Consider the following 14,706-nt stretch of genomic DNA (forward strand, 5'->3'; position numbering starts at 1 on the left):
TTCCGTCGGATCTCCCGGCTCGAGTACGACGTGCCCTTGCTGGTCGAGCGATTCTGAATCGATCAGGCAGGGGTTCCCCCTTGCTCGGCCAGGTGTAGGCCCCACTCCCGAGCCAGTTGCTGAACCGTTGGCATCAGTCGTCATTTGGATGATCGCGCCAGCACCTGGCCGGCGTCAGATTGAAATTCACACCAGCTCCGGCCAAGTACTGCGCGACGATGACCGGTGAGGACGGGCATTCAGCTTCCAGAGCCGTTACCTCGACCGGCGCCGAACGTCATACCAAGGCGCATTCAGCTTCTCGCCCGCAATCAACGTGATGCCGATCTCGCCGTTCGGTCCTGCATAGAGGAGAACGGTGTGAACGGGTACTGAAGCTGGAACTGCCGCTTGTCGCTCTTGCGTCCGGAATGGGCGCCAAGTACGTGTCATCCGACGATTCGACGATCAGGTACGGTCCTGCCTTCAGGTTGGTCAGGTCGCCTTGCCATCGTCGCCGGGTGGTCTGATCGACGGATCCGCATCCGCGGTGGAGAGGTCGGTCAGAAACATCGATCTCACCGGTCAAATCGTTGCAATCCTGCTCATATCGGCATCCCTGTAGCTGAAGTCAGAATCTTCAGGGCAGGTGTGTGATGATCCAGCCATGACTGGAGCGTTCGGGCTTCCCTGCTGCGAAGTCGTTCCGCCATCAGCTTGTTCGCCGGCCCGGATACCAGTTGCGGAGCAATGGATCTCTCAGCGGCGGAGGACCACCGGTCCCGCCACCAGCAGCTCCACCACCGGCTCCACCGCCTTCAGACCGTTCCACGCCCGCAGTTCCGCCACCAGACGTTTCACGCCTGCCAGCAGTCCCGCCGCCAGACGTTCCACCGGACGTACCTGAACCGCCAGACGAACCCGAGCCGCCGGATCGCTCGATCCACCCGAGCTCAGCGGTTCACTAACCAGTCAGAAGTCGAACCAGTAGCAGGTAATGACCTGGCCCCAGTCGACCTCCAGCCAGAGGGTGGAGCCGTCGGTCAAGCCTTCTGGTGATCACCAAAGATAGGGGCCAACCCATTGGCAGTAGACCACTGCGCCGGAACCCTGTACAACTCGGGTAGGTTTCCGTCCAATACCAGACGCCGGTTGGAGATCCTCATAGAAACCCTTGCCCTGATCGTCCATGGTGGACGACGACGGCGATTCGCCTTGCGGACCCCAGCCGTATTCGACGCCTGGACCCGGCGTGGTGCATTGCGCCAGAAGCTGGTGGTAAGACCAGTTCCAGTGCGCGGTCTGATCGCAGTTGTACTTGTAGATCAGACCTGCGGGTAGTCGTGCGGCTTGTTGAACCACTTGCAGTAGAGATACTGGTTCAGGTTCGAGCCAGGTCCGCTCTTCGCCGTCGCTATCCAGGAAGTACTCGTCCCAGGTGCTGGGTTCGGAGCCATCGGACGAGAAACCACAGTAGACGGCAATCGGGGTAATACCCGTTGGGAACCTCCCAGAAGTAGAGATCCACCTCCGGAAGGCACGTCGCTCCAGCTCGCTTCTCCGCTTGCATCGGTCGACTGCGATTCCTCAACCATACGGCTGGTTGTAGAGGTCGAATTCCACGCCCTCCGGGCGCTCAGTGCAGCTCGACTCGTAGTACGACAGATCGGACGATCCGTAGTCGAAAGTCCTGCGGGCAGTGTACTTCCAGATCGTTACCCAACCATACTCCGGTCGGCACATCGAAGACGAAGCAATGGAGATGCTGGCCTTCCGGCAGATCGACATGCCAGCCATCGGTGTAGTCGTACTCGTCCCAGAGCTCGGGAGCGTTCCGCGTTCTGAACCACGCCGCAGAAGATCTTGCCGACCTGATATCCGTCAGGCGGCTGCTCATCGTGAGCGATCCTGCCGGGACATCCTCCCAGGACGCGGCTCCAGAGCTGTCCGGTCGTCTTCCCGCTGGAATAGCCGCCCGATTGGATCTCAGTAGACGTCCGGCTGCCACGACGTGCATTCGGAGTACGGGTAGTCGTAGCTACCGTCATACCAGTCGAAACCTGGTTCGCAGTAGTACTTGTAGATGTACACCGTCCCGTAGTCGTACGGCACATCGAAGATGTAGCAGTAGAGGTACTCGCCCTCCTCGATCGAGACGTTGTACCCGTTGAAGTAGTCGTACTCATCCCCATGAGGTGGGAGAACATGCGCCTGATTCGAGTGCCGCAGGCCCTGACTGGATCAAAGATAGCCGTCAGAAATATCCCACTTATCGCAGATCGCTCAGCGGCACCATCCGCCAGTCACGCCTGAGTCAGTCGGTGGTCTTACATCCTGCAATATGTCGCTGTTGTGACTTCGGTGTGATGTTCTCGTGCGGCGAGGTGCACTCGGCATACAGGTAGTCGCTACCCGCCACCCTGCCAGTCGAAGTCCGGCTTCGCAGTAGTACTTGTAGATGTAGATCGTGCCATAGTCGCGGTCGGCACATCGAAGATGTAGCAGTACAGGTACTTGCCTGGCGGCTTGGCACATCCCAACCGTCGGCGTAGCTGCATTCTCATCCCATGACGTCGGCGGCACACCATCCGTGTCGGAATAGCCGCAGAAGATGCGGCCGGACTGATAGCCACATCCGGGACATCCTCCCAGAACGACAGGTCGCCCCACGGAACACTGGTCCACGTTGCCGCGCCGGAAGTGTCGGTCGTCTGCCCTGCGTAGCTGCCGCTGTACGTCTCGAAGTAGACGTTCTCGTGCGGAGTCGTGCAGCCGGAGAGCAGATAGTCGTACCCGCCATTCTCCCAATCGAACTCGGGAGCGCAGTAGTACTTGTAGAAATAGACCGTTCCGTACTCATACGGCACGTCGAAGATGCGTAGCAGTAGAGGTACTTCCCTGGTGGCGTGGGCACGTCCCAGCCATCCGGAGTAGCTGTACTCGTCCCATGACGTGGGTAGTGTCCCCGTCGGTGTCGGAGTAGCCGCAGAAGATGCGGCCGACCTGGATACCCGTCTGGTACCTCCTCGTAGAACGAGAGTGACCCCACGGGACATCGGTCCAGGTTGCCATGCCGCTGCTATCGGTTGTCTGCCCCTGGTGTAGCTGCCGCTGTACGTCTCGAAATAGACGTTCTCGTGCGGGGTGGTGCAGTTCGAGAGCAGATAGTGTCGTACCCATTGCTTTCCCAATCGAATTGGGAGCGCAATAGTACTTGTAGAAGTAGATCTTCCCGTAGTCGTACGGCACGTCGAAGACAAAGCAGTGGACGTACTCGCCTTCGGGCATGTCGACATGCCAGCTGTCCGAATAGGGCATTCGGTCCAGCTCGATGGCAGCGTGCCACTGTTCTGGGCGGTGACGCCGCAGAAAACCTTGCCAACCTTGTAGCCATCAGGCGCCGTCTCGACGATTTCGAGACTTCCGCCAGGAACATCCTCCCAGGTGGCGGCTCCTGAGCTGTCAGTGGTTTGTCCCTGCGAATAGCCGCCGTTGTGGATCTCGAAGTAGACATCCGGCTGCCATGAGGTGCATTCGGCGTACAAATCGTCGTAGCTGCTGCTCGACCATTCGTAGCCAGGCTCGCAGTAGTACTTGTAGATGTACACCGTGCCATAGTCGTACGGCACGTCGAAGATGTAGCGCAGTACAGGTACCTCTGCCCGGCGGGGTCGGCACGTTCCAGCCATCCGAGTAGCTGTACTCGTCCCATGACGTGGGTAGTGTCCCGTCCGTGTCGGAATAGCCGCAGAAGATACGGCCGACCTGATAGCCATCCGGAACGTCTTTCCAGAACGACAGATCGCCCCACGGAACATCGGTCCAGGTGGCTCATGCCGCTGCTATCGGTCGTCTGTCCCTGGGTGTAGCTGCCGCTGTACGTCTCGAAGTAGACGCCCTCATGCGGGGTCGTGCAGCTCGAGAGCAGATAGTCGTACCCGTTGCTCTGCCAGCGTCGAAGTCTGGATCGCAGTAGTACTTGTAGAAGTAGACGGTTCCGTAGTTGTACGGCACGTCGAAGACGTAGCAGTACAGGTACTTGCCCGGCGGGGTCGGCACGTTCCAGCCATCCGAGTAGCCGTACTCGTCCCACGATGTCGGCGGCACACCAACTGTGTCGGAGTAGCCGCAGAAGATACGGCCGACCTGATAGCCATCCGGAACGTCTTCCCAGAACGACAGACGCTCCCACGGAACATCGGTCCAGGTGATGGCCCCGGACGTGTCTGTAGGGCGCCAGTCGACATAGCTTCCGCTGTAGAGCTCGATAGCGACATCCTGCTGCGGGGTCGCGCATTCCGAGAGCAGGTAGTCGTAGCCATTGCTCTGCCAGTCGAAACCGGGTTCGCAATAGTACTTGTAGAGATAAACGGTGCCCTGTAGTACGGCAACGCCGAAGACGTAGCAGTACAGGTATTGGCCGGAATCGTACGGAACGCTCCAGCCGCCCGAGTAGCTGTACTCGTCCCACGAGGATGGTGGCGTTCCCTGCGTGTCGGAGTAGCCGCAGAAGAAGCGGGCCGGACCGTGTACCCGTCTGGCGGCTCTTCGAAGAACCCGAGATCTCCGGATGGAACCCCGGTCCAGGCGGCTCCGGAGCTATCGGTTGATTGGTCCCAGAATAGCTACCCGATGCTACCTGGAACGGGACGCCAGGTTGCGGATTCGCGCACCCGGAGTGAGAGCGAGATAGTCGTACCCACCGCTCTACAGTCGAACTCGGATCGCAGTAGTACTTGCACAGGTGTAGACGGTGCCGTACTGAGGGGATGTTGAAGTAGACGCAGAGAGATACTGGCCGCTCTGCAGATCGACCTGGATCCCCTGGTTGTAGCTGTATTCGTCCCACGAGCTGGGCAGCGTGCTTCCATCGGACGAATAACCGCAGAAGACTCGTCCCACGGTGTAGCCCGAAGGCGTTTGCTCGACGATGTCGAGCGTGCCTCCTGGCACGTTGGACCAGGCGGCCGTCCCTCCGCTATCCGTGGTCTGCCCTTCGGAGTAGTCTGCATTGTGACTCTGAAATAGACGCCCTCATGCGGAGTCGTGCACCCGGAGAGCAGGTAGTCGTACCCGCCGCTCTGCCAGTCGTAACTTGGACGGGTAGAACTTGTAGAGGTGCGGCATCTGTCTCTGTAGTCAGACGGAACGTCGAAGATGTAGCATGCAGATACTGCCTGTCCGGCAGGTCGACGTACCAGCCATCGGAATAGCTGTACCCTGCCATGAGCCAGGCAGGGTGGCGTCGTTTGCGCCGCGACGCCGCAGAAGATGCTGCGCCAACCTGATGACTCGCTTGGGGTTGTTCGACCATCCCCAGGTTGCCTGATGGCACATCGGACCACCACGCATGCCCACTGCTATCGGTGACTGCCCTGGGAAATGGTCATTGCTGTGAACCTCGCGCAGACTCTCGGACTGCGGAGTGGTGCAGCCGGAAAGGAGATAGTCGTACCCGCCGCTCTGCCAGTCGAAACTTGATCGGGTAGTACTTGTAGATGTGGACGTTGGGTGTGCTTCGACGTAGTCGAACCAGTAGCATTTAGCAGGTGTGCCAGCCATCCACCATGGTGGCGAAAGGCGATGATGCGTGCCGTTGCCTTCGTCGGCGAGCTGCTGCTTGTTCGATTCGTCGATGTTTGCCTCGGTACTGCCATTGGGGAACCTTCGACGCAGTACACCGCTCATTGATAACCGCTCACCTCATGTAAGGATATCGACCTGGTCCAGCGGCCAATGATCCGAATCTTGACCGTCCCATTGCCATTGCCAGTGGCAGTCTGCGTTCCTCCGTTGACGGAGAACTTCACACCGTTGTGGAAATCTGGGCAGTTGTCGAAATAGCTTCTGAAGACCGTGAACGAATCGTAGTCGTAGCTCGTGTCATCGCAGAGGAACTTCTGGATCTTGATGATTGGCCGTGCCGCCACCCTGATACTGCTGGGTTTGGCCGTCTTGGGCCGGAGGAGAATTGAACCAGTAGCATGTGGTTTGGGTGTAGGAGGTTAGCTGAGGGGCGGTATAGCCAACATCTATGTTGCCGCCGTTGGCGGCAAAGTAGCTGCGTTGCACGTCACCGGGGTTGTTGGGATCACCGGAGACTTCGCAATAAACCCAGGGGGGTTCCATAGCCCTGGGGAACCGTTTCCGAGACAGCATAGCCAACACCCAGGGGGATGCCGTTCCAGGAAACGGAACCACTGCCATTGGTCTGCTGCGTTCCTCCCCCGTACGAGCCGTCACCAGACTGTAGGAAAGGAGACTCCACCTCGGAGTCGTACAGTTGCTGAATGCCGCGTTGGCATCTCCGCTGCCCGGGTCGTAACTCCGAGGGCAGTCATACTTGACAGCGGTATAGGAACCGGTGTCCTGCGCAACCACCTGCGTCGATTGAAGCGCGGGGAGCATGCCAAAGAAAAGTATGAGCACGACAGACCGCGCAAGAAGTCGATGTGCCGATGACATGATGTCCATCCTCCGAAATAAGCACGCAATTGGGTCTGGGGAGAACGTCCAGTTTGTTAGGTAGCTCCAATCATCTTTATTCCTCTTTCGTGAGAAATCAACCACCTACGCTGGATTTCCACACGTTTGCACATGTTTCCGCAACGCCCGTTCGGTACGGTTGTTCACGTCCGCTGGCCCGAATTCGGGAAGACTGGGAAGACCACACACCGGATCGACCGTCCCCGATGCCACTACGAGCGGACACCTCCAAGGTCCACTGAATCGGCCTACACGGGTATCGAATACGCTCCGTTTTCGGCCGTACGAGATTGACATCCCTCCTTTCCACGTACCCCGTACGTGCTGACACGGCTCACGCAACCGTGCCGTCAGGCGACACGTCACGTATGCTCTCCCACGTCGAGCCACGAAGCACTGGACAAGTGATGCGAACGACATCCTTTGTCTCCATCATGGGGTTCGCATGGAAACTACTCAACTATGAAAATTCGAAGCGGGAACACACGCAAGACAGGAGCACATGGATTGGTGCTACGTAATCAATTGATCGACCGCTACCGGGAGGGCCCTGCCGAGGTCGACCGCGCGCTTGCCGGAATCACCGAGGACGAGCTCGGATTTCCGCATCGCCGACGGGGAATGGACCCCGCGTGAAGTCGTGCATCACCTGCGACAGCGAGATGACGTCGGCTATCCGCATCCGCCGGCTGATTGCCGAAAAGGAGCCGCTGATCGTTGGGTACGATCAGGAGGAATTCGCCCGCAGGCTTTACTACGGGCGCCGGATCGTCTGCTTCTGGCGCTCGCGGGCGCCCGCATGTCGACTGCCGACTCTTGCCGAGTTTCAGGAGAGCGACTGGGAGCGATTCGGGACCCACTCGGAGTTCCCTGGACCGTTCACCGTGATCGGCTGGCTGGAGTATTACGCCGACCACGCGCACGACCACCTGGATCAAATTCGCCGATCGCGGGAGGCGTACCGCCAGCGAGCGGTCGCTTCTGAATAGCTATCGAACCGCGGCTGCGGTCGTCAAAACCACACCGTTCCGGTGCTCGTCATACCAGGCGAAGCGTTGCTCGGGTAGTCTGTGATGCCATCCCGCAACTCGAGCGTTCGTGTGCAGATGCGTTCGAGAAAGTATGGTCGCGAGACCGACAGGATGGTTCCTGGAAAGTCGCTGAGCGCGGTTTCCAGCGCCTCGATCGCCTGGAGGTCGAGATTGTTCGTCGGTTCGTCCAGCACGAGGAAGTTCGCGCCGCCCAGGATGAGACCAGCAATCTGCAGGCGTGCTTTCTCACCGCCGGAAAGCCGTCCGATCTGCGTCATGCCGACTTCCCCCGATCGAATGCAACGAACCAAGGAAACTGATTGCCTGTTGCTCGTTGTACGGCTGCAATCGTCGGATGTACTGATCGCGGTGAGTTTGGCGGGCAGATTCTCCCTGTTCCTGGGCATACAACCGAGCACGACCGCCGGCCCCAGCCGCACGGTACCACTCGTCGGCGCAACCTGACCTGCCAGAACACGCAAGAGGGACGCTTTTCCCGCTCCATTCGGACCCACCAAACCAATGCGCTCGCCAATGCGGATCTCCAGATCGAACGGCTTGACGATGTCGCGATGCGGGTAGGCGAACGAGGCGCGTGGGCATCCAGACGACGGTCGCGCCGCGCTCAGTCGAGAACGAAAAGTTGGCCGGGCGACGATCGAGGATTGGGTATTCGGGTCACCAGCTTTTCGCGTTCCTCTTCGAGCTTGCGCCGCATGTTTTCGCACGCGGGGCGAACTCGGGTTCTGGCGTGCCCATTGGGTGAGCTGCTCGGCGCTGGCTTTGAGTTTCTTGAACTCGCGTTCCTGAGCTCGCGCAGCTCGGTGGCCCGCTCATGACGAGATTGCCGCTCGTCCCGGTAGTAGCTGTAGTTCCCGTGATAGACGGTGATCTTGCCGTGGGCAAGCTCGAAGATGCGGTTCATGATCCGATCGACGAAGTAGCGATCGTGGGTGATCGTCGCGACAGCGCCTTCGGACCTGCTGAGCAACCGCTCCAGCCACGCTTTGGCTTCCAGGTCGAGATGGTTGTCCGGTTCGTCGAGCAGGAGTACATCTGGCTGTGCCGCCAGCAAGCCGGCCAGCGCGCAACGATCTTCTTCTCCCCTCCGGATAGCTGCCCAACCGGTTTTCCCCAATCGGCTTCGGGCACTGCAAACCAGGAAAGGATGTCGGCGCCCGGCAACGGTACCTGATCGTCACGCACTTCTTCGATGCGCGCCAAAGTGCGGGTACTTGTCCATGACCGCGGTGAGCTGCTCATCGTCGAGCGGTTCACCCATGCGGAGTTCGAGCCGAGGAGATGTAAATCGAGCGCGTCCGGATCGCCTGCTGCCAATGCGACCGTTTCCAGCACGGTCATTTCGGGGTCGATTGCCGTCTCCTGATGCAGGTACCCGATGCGCAACCCGCGCCGTGCTGTCACCGCGCCCGATTGCGGTGGCAGCTCCCCTGACAGCAGGCGAAAGAGGGTCGACTTTCCAGCCCCGTTCGGTCCTGTGGAGCGCGAGCCGGTCGTCGATTCTGATCTCGAACGAAACGTTCTCGAAGATTTGGTACCGCCGTGGGCATAGCTAATACCGTTTGCCTGTAACAGAAAGCGCCATATGCGCAGCGTAGCACGACGGAGCGGAGTGCTGCGCGGTCAGGCTACCGGGCTCCTCTGCCGTCGTCAAATGCGGGGAGATCGAATACGCCCGCCGCGATCAGGGCCAGGCGTTGCTCGACTTCGGTGGCGCGGTCGTCGTCGGGCACCCCAAGCGACAGAAGGGCAACAGCGCGAACGTCGCCAGATGGCAATACGATGAACCCCACATCGTTGACCACGTCTTCCAGATTTCGGCTTGTCGATGGCCGTAGATAGCCCTCCCGGCAGCAAAGCGGAATCCGGTCTCCAATCAGTTGCTCTTCCAGGATGCCCAATGTGCTCGGTACACAAAGGGGAGATCAGTGTATTGGTCGAGAGCTTCTGCATATACGTCGCCATGCCGAATGGACGCGATATTGACCGGGCCAAGTTGCGCCGCGGCTTCGATATAGGCTCGGGCAGCGTCGACATCGGCCTGGGTTGCATCCGAAGCGGTTTGCGGGGGCCAAATCACAGGTGTCGGATCGCTTTGCAGCCAGGTCTCGTTCATGCCGATGATCTCAGCAGTCTCTCGCAGCGATTCGGGAGTAGTGAGCTCGAGCATTGTCAATCCAGCGACATTGCTTGAGTAAGCTCCGGCGGCAGATCTTCCAGCGTGACCTGGGTGCCCGCTTCGTCATTGGCAAACACATGTCCCCAACTCCAGCCTCGAACAACTCCGGCGCCAGGGTGTAGGTCTGCTGCAGTGAGCTCGCCCGCTTCGACCTTGCGTGATGTCGGCCATGAGAATGAGCTTTGTAGGTCGAAGCGACACGAAGGGCATGCGCATTCCGCGGATTGATGATCCTGTCGTTTGGACCGAGCACCACGACCCCGTACACCCCCTGCTCCCCCTGCAAGAGTGTGGTGGTCGCCGCCTGCTCCGGCGAGGTCGGGATCCCGTCGATGAACTCGGGCGTGGCGGGATCGTGGGGGTATCGGTCATGGACCGTGAAGATAGGCGTGACAACCTGGGCGACTTCGCAGGCTGCCGTCGTGGTGGGCTCCTCGCTCACCGGTTCGCTTTCACCGCCGCAAGCGAGGAGAGCGCACCCGGAATCGCCAACCAGCGCTGCAGCCATGAAGCGCCAGCGCCGAAGGATGCCGGATTGCTGAACTCGTCGTTTGGGTTGCCACACGTCTGCCTGACTGCACCGGTTCGACGCACTGATTGTACGCGCCGAAACTGGCGCACCAGCGCAACGTCCCAGCTTTCGTTCAGGCTTTGCAGTTTTTCGGTCGAATGGGCCGGAAGCCGCTAGAAATCGGTGCTGCCTGCGGCGATCGCGCCGAGCAACGCGAGAATCTCGGTCGCATGGCCTTCATCGATGATGCCCGCGGAATAGGCCGCCACCGCGCGGGGCCCGGAATCGAGGAAGAGGATCCCGGTGTCGTTGACCGCGCCGGTCAGATTGCCTGGTTTGTCTGCCACCGGAATGTCCCACAGATACGCCGGCAGCCGGTCGCGAATCGTGTTGTTGAGCAGGATGTCCACGATCTGCTCGCTCACCCAATGCGAAATCACCGTGCCGTTGATCAGTCCCACCTGATACACCGCCATGTCATACGGGGTCGACACGACCCCATCCCTCTTCCTCGTATGACTCCGGATGATGCAGGACATGACCAGGATCGATGTCCTCCTGGGAGGAATCGGCCCCGGCCTGTGGCGGCCAATAGGGCAATCCTCAGTAGGGATTCGCGAAGAGATAGGTTTGGGTCATACCGATCTCATGCGCGGTCTGGTTGAGCGCGTCTGGCGTGGTGAGCGGCCAGCAGGGTGAGCGCGTTGACATTGCTGGACCAGGCTCCGACCGCAAACAACAGCTCGCCGATCGGCTTGTAGCTTCGGCACGCCCCCAGAGGAAGTACATGTCTCCCCCGGCTCTTGTCGAAGAGCGCCGGATCGAGATAGACCTCCTGGATCGAGCGAAAGCTCGCCCTGCTCGACCTCGCTTCAGGATGTCTGCTGCGAGCACGACTTTGTACGTGCTGGCCGTCACCAGAATGGGTGCGGCTGTTGTACGACGACACGATGTAGCCATCGGCTTCCATCACGACGAAGCTGTAGACACCCTCCCTGGCCGGAGAGAAGGTCATTCGCGGCCGCCTGTTCGGCGGACTCTGCCGACAGCCATCTGGCGTTGGCGTGGGAAGCGGAGTCGGAGTATTGGTGGCAGTGGGAATTGGGGTGATGATGGGAGTGACGATCGCGGGCATGGTGGGCGATTCATACGCCGGCGCAGCAGCGATGACATCACCCGAATCAGGCGCATCAGAACGCGAGCAGGCAGACAACACCAAGCTCAGCAGCAGGATCGCCACTGAGGTCACCAACCATGGGTTTGCTTGCAGGCGTGTTCGCCGGCGCGGGACACCGAGCATTGCGCCACCATCGGCCCGATGCCTCAGCGCGCGCGGTTTCGGGGCCGCGCTCGACGGATGGCATTCGGGGTCCATCATCGAACAATTTCTGCTTCGATTATACCGGACGAACGCGAGAAATGCGCCCTCGAAATCGTGACGATGCGTCACCTGGGACACGCCGTCAACCAGCGTTCGTACGCAGTGAATCAACGATCATTCAGCTGCAGCTCGCTCGCGAGGTGACTCCTGGGAATGCCGCAGCCGCTGGCTATTTGACACCACGCACGGTGAGCGCCCGGATCGGGAGACGGAATGCCGCGCTCTCGCCCGGAGCGAGCTCGGCGCGCAGCCGTTCCCGCAGCCGAGCCTGGGCATCGTGCGGCAGCCCGAGCAGGAACCTGCTGGCGGGTCCGTAGCCCGCCAGGAAGGGGGTCCAGTAGTCGTCGAAGTCGACAAACTCTGCGTCGAATTCGATGGCGCCCGTTTCGACGGCGTTGAGCTCGGCGGACTGGAAGAGCCGCAAGAGTCGAACGGGATCGCAGATGGGATAGACCGTGCGTTCGTCGACGGAAGCTGCTCCATCTGGATCGATGGCGGAAGCTGCTTCCCAGAACTTCGCGCGGGGCGCGAACCCACCCGTATAGTCCCAGACATAGGCTCCCACCGCGCCGCCACGGCGAGCGGCACGCAGCATCTCCCGAACCGCGCTCAACTGGCCAGCCGCGGACAAAACGTTGATGACCAGGCCGGAAACGACGGCGTCGTATTGATTGGAAGCGACCGGAAGCGCGCGCGCGTCCCCAACTTCATAACGCACGCGCGCATCCTCGATCTGTCGCCGGGCGTAGGCGATATAGGTCGAAGAGGGATCGACTCCCACAATCTCCTTCGGCTGCTCGACATCGAGCACCGCCTGGATCAACGCGCCGGTACCACACCCGACATCGAGCCAACGACCGTTCTTCCCAGCATCGAGCCAATCGAGAAAACGAGGCGCCACCATGCGGCTCCATCGTCCGGTCAATGGCTCATACGCTTCGCCGGCGGTGGCAAGCTGAGTCGGATTCTGGTTCACCGTAACGGGCCTCCCGGCCGAGAATCGATTTCGATTCGGTCAATGTAGCAGAGAGCGGCGCACCGGAAACGCTTGACAGACGCGAACATCAGTTCTACGGTTGCTCCACAATGCGCGTCCCGCCGAGATTGGTAGACTGGAGACACCATGAGTGACGTCCGATTCGGCTATACGATCGTCTATGTTCCCGAGGTTCAGGCCGCGCTCGACTTCTATGCGCGCGCATTTGGATTCGAGCCCGGCTTTGTATCGCCGGATGGCTCCTACGGCGAACTGCAGACCGGGTCGACCACGCTTTCGTTCGCCTCGGAAGCGCTTGGAGAGTCCCATTTCGCCCATGGCTTCCTGCGTCATTCTTTGGCAAATCCGCCATTTGGCACCGAACTTGCCTTTACGACACCCGATGTCGACGCCACCGTGGCTTCGGCGCTGGATGCCGGCGCGCATCTCCTGGTTCCCGCGGAACTGAAGCCGTGGGGACAGACGGTTGCCTGGGTGCGCGATCCGCATGGTGTATTGATCGAAATTTGCACGCCGATCGGGTAGTCGAGCCCGAACGATTCGAGGGGGACCTGTGCCGCGCGTCGATTGTCTGTTGCTCGTCGATTCGGCGCAGGTTGCCAATGGCAAACTCTATGTCCTTGGCGGTGGCTGGGCTCGCTTGACGACCACGCAGGCGCCCGTCACGCGCAGCTTCGAGACGGCCATTCGGGTCGTGGTCCCCTGGACGGAAACCAACCGGCCGCATGCGTTGGAACTTCAACTGGAGAACGAAGACGGTCAGGCGTTGCTGGAGCAACCCGTAAAAGCGGAAATCCGCGTCGGGCGCCCAGCATCTTTGAAAGATGGCACCGATCAGGTGGTGCCGCTTGCGCTGCGCCTTGGTCCAGCCACACTCGAACGGGAAGGACGGTTTGCCGTGATCGTGCGCTGCGAAGGTGAAGAAATCGCCCGCACCGCATTCGATCTGGTCTTGAACCGGCCGCAGCCAGCTGCGATGGGGTGAGGGAGGGGTGCTGGGGGCCGGAGTCCGGAGTCCGGAGAACGTTTGCTGGCGTGAGGCCGTGAGAATGTGGGTGTGTCAGGCCGAGTCAATATGCTCAGCTGTTCGCGACGGCAAGGGATGAGTTGTTCAGGATTCGGGGAGCGAGCTCAGGTGTTTTTCGAAATGCCGGTCGTCGTCCCAGACGCCGAGCTCGGTGAAACCTGTGGCGAGATAGAGCGCGATGGCGTCGGTCCAATCATGGGTGGTTTCGCAGACGAGTCGGCAATAGCCGCGAGCACGGGCAGCAGCTTCGAGTTGCGCGACCAGGCGTTTGCCGAGTCCCTGGCCACGTGCGGACTTGGCGACGCTCATGCGGACGATGCGGCCCGTTTCGGCATCTTCCCGCAGCAATCCGGCTGTGCCGACGATGACGCCCAAAGGGTCTTCGGCAACAAAGAAATCGGCTGACTCGGGAGGATAGTGGGCGGCAATGTCGTCCACATCTGGGTTGAGTGTTTCGTCGATGAAACCCCAATGCTCGCCCAACCCGGTAAGGATGAGCGCGCGGGCGGCAACCTGATCGTCCGGCCGAAATCGGCGAATAGTGGCGAGCGTCTGACTCATAACCCTGGAATCGCCCAGCCGACCAGACGCGCGATCAGCATGACAAAGGCGCACAGCCCGAGAACGAAGATGATCCCGACGATCAATAGCGTGGCGGAGAGCCCGAGGCAACACCCGCCTCCACCAGAAGACGTGTAGACGCGCCCGGTGAACTGCGGCGGCGGCATGGACTGCGACGGGGGCGGCTCGGCATCGTCGATCGGCTGCTCGCGCACATCGATGACACGATAGTCCTCGACCTCGATGATCTCGCGCTGATCCGACACCGTTTCGCTCCCTGTGACGCCGGCGCGCTGTCAGTCGCCGATCGGGTGAAGTGTAGTCTGGTGGAGCTATTTCCCAATGCAGAAGCGGCTGAAGATCTCGGCAAGCACAGCGTCGTCGACAGCTTCGCCAGTGACCTCGCCGATCGCATGCAGAGCAGCACGAACGTCTGAGGCCATCAGGTCGAGTGGGAAACCGGCTGAACGGGTATCGGATGCGAGCTGAAGATGCTCGAGCGCGCGTTCGACCGCCCACTGTTGGCGAGCGTT

Annotated in this window: 21 protein-coding genes; 5 read left to right on the forward strand and 16 right to left on the reverse strand. The window is 60.4% G+C overall.

Annotated features, from left to right (window positions below; translation table 11 throughout):
- Positions 1 to 738: 738 nt before the first annotated feature.
- The 6 genes from R2855_09840 to R2855_09865 all read right to left on the reverse strand — a co-directional run bounded on the left by R2855_09840 (position 739) and on the right by R2855_09865 (position 5,909).
- Entirely contained in the window at positions 739 to 873 is a 135-nt protein-coding gene (locus tag R2855_09840; protein ID MEZ4531320.1) for a hypothetical protein, read from the reverse strand.
- Positions 874 to 1,038: 165 nt separating this feature from the next.
- Complete coding sequence (locus tag R2855_09845) at positions 1,039 to 1,341, reverse strand: hypothetical protein (protein ID MEZ4531321.1); 303 nt, start codon at positions 1,339 to 1,341, stop codon at positions 1,039 to 1,041.
- A gap of 225 nt (positions 1,342 to 1,566) precedes the next feature.
- Positions 1,567 to 1,767: a hypothetical protein gene (locus tag R2855_09850; protein ID MEZ4531322.1), complete on the reverse strand. Its 201-nt coding sequence runs from the start codon at positions 1,765 to 1,767 to the stop codon at positions 1,567 to 1,569.
- 198 nt (positions 1,768 to 1,965) lie between these two features.
- On the reverse strand, positions 1,966 to 2,091 hold the full coding sequence (locus R2855_09855) for a hypothetical protein (protein ID MEZ4531323.1): 126 nt from the start codon (positions 2,089 to 2,091) through the stop codon (positions 1,966 to 1,968).
- Positions 2,092 to 2,387: 296 nt separating this feature from the next.
- The gene (locus R2855_09860) at positions 2,388 to 3,668 is read right to left on the reverse strand and encodes a hypothetical protein (protein ID MEZ4531324.1); all 1,281 of its coding nucleotides are present in this window, start codon (positions 3,666 to 3,668) and stop codon (positions 2,388 to 2,390) included.
- A 1,995-nt stretch (positions 3,669 to 5,663) separates the two neighbouring features.
- Positions 5,664 to 5,909 (reverse strand): hypothetical protein, encoded by a 246-nt coding sequence (locus R2855_09865; GenBank protein MEZ4531325.1) that lies wholly within the window; start codon positions 5,907 to 5,909, stop codon positions 5,664 to 5,666.
- 1,063 nt (positions 5,910 to 6,972) lie between these two features.
- On the opposite strand from R2855_09865, the gene R2855_09870 reads away from it, so the two are divergent.
- Both R2855_09870 and R2855_09875 read left to right on the forward strand, forming a co-directional pair.
- Positions 6,973 to 7,101 carry a hypothetical protein gene (locus R2855_09870; protein MEZ4531326.1) on the forward strand — a complete coding sequence of 43 codons (129 nt, stop codon included), beginning with the start codon at positions 6,973 to 6,975 and terminating at the stop codon, positions 7,099 to 7,101.
- Entirely contained in the window at positions 7,098 to 7,454 is a 357-nt protein-coding gene (locus R2855_09875) for a hypothetical protein (protein MEZ4531327.1), read from the forward strand. The genes R2855_09870 and R2855_09875 overlap by 4 nt, the downstream gene beginning before the upstream one ends.
- A 23-nt stretch (positions 7,455 to 7,477) precedes the next feature.
- Here R2855_09875 and R2855_09880 read toward each other — a convergent pair whose 3' ends face one another.
- Together R2855_09880 and R2855_09885 are read right to left on the reverse strand one after the other, a co-directional pair.
- Entirely contained in the window at positions 7,478 to 8,224 is a 747-nt protein-coding gene (locus R2855_09880) for an ATP-binding cassette domain-containing protein (protein ID MEZ4531328.1), read from the reverse strand.
- On the reverse strand, positions 8,122 to 8,634 hold the full coding sequence (locus tag R2855_09885; GenBank protein ID MEZ4531329.1) for a hypothetical protein: 513 nt from the start codon (positions 8,632 to 8,634) through the stop codon (positions 8,122 to 8,124). Before R2855_09885 ends, R2855_09880 begins: the two co-directional genes overlap by 103 nt.
- A 75-nt stretch (positions 8,635 to 8,709) precedes the next feature.
- Between R2855_09885 and R2855_09890 the strand changes: the two genes are divergently transcribed.
- Positions 8,710 to 8,883 carry a hypothetical protein gene (locus R2855_09890; GenBank protein MEZ4531330.1) on the forward strand — a complete coding sequence of 58 codons (174 nt, stop codon included), beginning with the start codon at positions 8,710 to 8,712 and terminating at the stop codon, positions 8,881 to 8,883.
- A gap of 262 nt (positions 8,884 to 9,145) precedes the next feature.
- Here the strand turns inward: R2855_09890 and R2855_09895 are convergent, their stop codons facing one another.
- From R2855_09895 to R2855_09915, 5 genes are all read right to left on the reverse strand, one after another.
- A complete protein-coding gene (locus R2855_09895; GenBank protein MEZ4531331.1) occupies positions 9,146 to 9,418 on the reverse strand; it encodes a hypothetical protein in 273 nt (90 codons plus the stop codon).
- Positions 9,394 to 9,687, reverse strand: a complete 294-nt coding sequence (locus R2855_09900) for a hypothetical protein (protein ID MEZ4531332.1) — start codon at positions 9,685 to 9,687, stop codon at positions 9,394 to 9,396. The genes R2855_09895 and R2855_09900 overlap by 25 nt, the downstream gene beginning before the upstream one ends.
- A 693-nt stretch (positions 9,688 to 10,380) precedes the next feature.
- Positions 10,381 to 10,701: a serine hydrolase gene (locus R2855_09905; protein MEZ4531333.1), complete on the reverse strand. Its 321-nt coding sequence runs from the start codon at positions 10,699 to 10,701 to the stop codon at positions 10,381 to 10,383.
- Positions 10,702 to 10,853: 152 nt separating this feature from the next.
- Positions 10,854 to 11,585, reverse strand: a complete 732-nt coding sequence (locus R2855_09910) for a hypothetical protein (protein MEZ4531334.1) — start codon at positions 11,583 to 11,585, stop codon at positions 10,854 to 10,856.
- Between the two features lie 172 nt (positions 11,586 to 11,757).
- Positions 11,758 to 12,564: a class I SAM-dependent methyltransferase gene (locus tag R2855_09915; GenBank protein ID MEZ4531335.1), complete on the reverse strand. Its 807-nt coding sequence runs from the start codon at positions 12,562 to 12,564 to the stop codon at positions 11,758 to 11,760.
- A gap of 147 nt (positions 12,565 to 12,711) precedes the next feature.
- Here R2855_09915 and R2855_09920 point away from each other — a divergent pair, with 147 nt between their 5' ends.
- Positions 12,712 to 13,110 (forward strand): VOC family protein, encoded by a 399-nt coding sequence (locus tag R2855_09920; protein ID MEZ4531336.1) that lies wholly within the window; start codon positions 12,712 to 12,714, stop codon positions 13,108 to 13,110.
- Positions 13,111 to 13,138: 28 nt separating this feature from the next.
- Entirely contained in the window at positions 13,139 to 13,570 is a 432-nt protein-coding gene (locus tag R2855_09925; protein MEZ4531337.1) for a hypothetical protein, read from the forward strand.
- A gap of 126 nt (positions 13,571 to 13,696) precedes the next feature.
- Here R2855_09925 and R2855_09930 read toward each other — a convergent pair whose 3' ends face one another.
- The 3 genes from R2855_09930 to R2855_09940 form a co-directional block, all read right to left on the reverse strand.
- Positions 13,697 to 14,173 carry a GNAT family N-acetyltransferase gene (locus tag R2855_09930; protein ID MEZ4531338.1) on the reverse strand — a complete coding sequence of 159 codons (477 nt, stop codon included), beginning with the start codon at positions 14,171 to 14,173 and terminating at the stop codon, positions 13,697 to 13,699.
- Complete coding sequence (locus R2855_09935; GenBank protein ID MEZ4531339.1) at positions 14,170 to 14,439, reverse strand: hypothetical protein; 270 nt, start codon at positions 14,437 to 14,439, stop codon at positions 14,170 to 14,172. Before R2855_09935 ends, R2855_09930 begins: the two co-directional genes overlap by 4 nt.
- Positions 14,440 to 14,505: 66 nt before the next feature.
- Positions 14,506 to 14,706: hypothetical protein (locus R2855_09940; protein MEZ4531340.1), on the reverse strand; the 201-nt coding region annotated here is incomplete at its 5' end.

The sequence above is a fragment of the Thermomicrobiales bacterium genome (genome assembly GCA_041390825.1).
GTDB lineage: Bacteria > Chloroflexota > Chloroflexia > Thermomicrobiales > UBA6265 > JAMLHN01.